At 71.5% G+C, this 1,679-nt stretch carries 3 protein-coding genes; 1 reads left to right on the top strand and 2 read right to left on the bottom strand.

Annotation, left to right across the window (positions count from 1 at the left end):
* Window positions 1-214 precede the first annotated feature (214 nt).
* Window positions 215-652, top strand: a complete 438-nt coding sequence (locus tag VNL12_RS09870; RefSeq protein WP_325594041.1) for a VOC family protein — start codon at window positions 215-217, stop codon at window positions 650-652.
* 43 nt (window positions 653-695) lie between these two features.
* Here the strand turns inward: VNL12_RS09870 and VNL12_RS09865 are convergent, their stop codons facing one another.
* Entirely contained in the window at window positions 696-1,373 is a 678-nt protein-coding gene (locus VNL12_RS09865) for a class I SAM-dependent methyltransferase (RefSeq protein ID WP_349257831.1), read from the bottom strand.
* Between the two features lie 101 nt (window positions 1,374-1,474).
* On the bottom strand, window positions 1,475-1,679 hold a 205-nt coding region (locus VNL12_RS09860; RefSeq protein WP_325594039.1), incomplete at its 5' end, for a hypothetical protein.

Here is a 1,679-nt window from a genome sequence, read left to right as displayed (position 1 = left end):
CCTGCATCTCCAGGCCGAGCCGGGCGTAGAAGGCGGCCATCGCCTCCATGTCCTTCACGACCAGGTTGACCTGATCCAACACGGGTCCGGGCTCGTCGGTCACGTCGCACCTCACGGTTCTCGTCGTCGATCGATTCTGGCACGCGGTGAGCGGCCGTGCTGGGCCCGGTCTCCGCCACCGACAGGACGCCCCGGTCGGAGCCACACTGGACCCGTGGCCACCGACACCACCCCCACCTCCGTCCAGGTCGTCATCGACGCCCTCGACCCCCACGCCCAGGCCCGGTTCTGGGCCGCCGCCCTCGGTTGCCAGGTCGAGGACACCACCGAGCTGATCCGCGGCGTGCTCGCCGCCGGCCACGCCACCGACGCCGACGTCTTCGAGGCCGACGGCCAGATGTGGTGGAACGACCTGGTCGGCGCCCGGCCGGCCGACGGCAGCGGGCCCCGCCTGCTGTTCCAGCGGACCGACGCGCCCAAGGACGGCAAGAACCGGGTCCACCTCGACCTGAACGTGGGCCGCGACCGCGGCGCCGCCGAGGTCGAGCGCATCACCGCCCTCGGCGCCACGATGCTCTACGAGATCGACGAGCCCGCCGGCCGCCACACCACCCTCGCCGACCCCGAAGGCAACGAGCTCTGCATCCAGTGATCCCCGCTCCCGCGACCGTGACCGCCTGACGGCGCGCAGGGTCTCAAGGGCCGGTCTTCTCCCAGACCGAGACGTGCGACGTGCTCTCGCCGGTGAAGGGCGAGCGGTCCCAACCGGCCCACCGGTCGCGCCGCGACAGGCCGGAGAGCTCGGCCATCAGGTCGAGCTCGGACGGCCACACGTACCGGAACGGCGTCGTGAACTCGCGCGTGCCCGACCCGTCGGCGACGAAGTGGTGCGACGTGGCCTGCTGGGCGACGAGGTCGGTGTAGCGGTCATAGCCCACGTAGCCCGGGGCGTGGGAGAACACGACTGCGTCCTCGCCGGGGGGCAGGCGCCGCAGGTCGGGCACCCCCACCTCGACCACGAAGCAGCCGCCGGGCTCGAGGTGGGCGGCGGCGTTGGCGAAGCACGCCACCTGCCGGTCCTGGGTCGCCAGGTTCCCGATCGTGTTGTACACCAGGTACACGAGCCGGAAGGCGCCCTCGACCCGGGTCGTGGCCATGTCGCCGATGGTCACCGCGATGCGCTGCGCACCGTCCTTGGCTCGGAGCTGCTCGGCCATGGCGGTGGAGAGCTCGATGCCCGACACGGGCACCCCGCGGGCCGCGAGCGGCAGGGCGACCCGGCCCGTGCCGACGGCGAGCTCGAGGGCAGCACCGTCATCGGCGAGCCCTTCCAGCACGTCGACCGTCGGACCGAGCACGTCGGCGTCGAACATCGAGCCCGCCGTCTCGTCGTAGCGGGCGGCGATGTCAGCGAAGTGGTCCTCGGGCACGCCCGAACACTCGCATCGTCGGGTCGTCGAGACCAGCGAGTTCATCACCGCTCCGGCCGTGGACGGAGCATGCTTGCTTCTTCCTGGCCGCCCGGTCCTACCCGCAGTTGCTGGTTGATGAAGGTGACCGATGCGCGGATCAGCTCCGTGGGCCAGTCGTCGTGATCACCCTCACAGAACACCAGCCGCTTGCGGCGCCCCGGGATCGCGTCGAACACGGCCTGGGTGCCCTCGGTCGAGAAGACCTCG

The sequence above is a fragment of the Iamia sp. genome (genome assembly GCF_035575815.1).
Taxonomy (GTDB): Bacteria; Actinomycetota; Acidimicrobiia; order Acidimicrobiales; family Iamiaceae; genus Iamia.
Note: the sequence above shows the minus strand (reverse complement) of the source record. Positions and strands in the feature narration are given on the sequence as shown.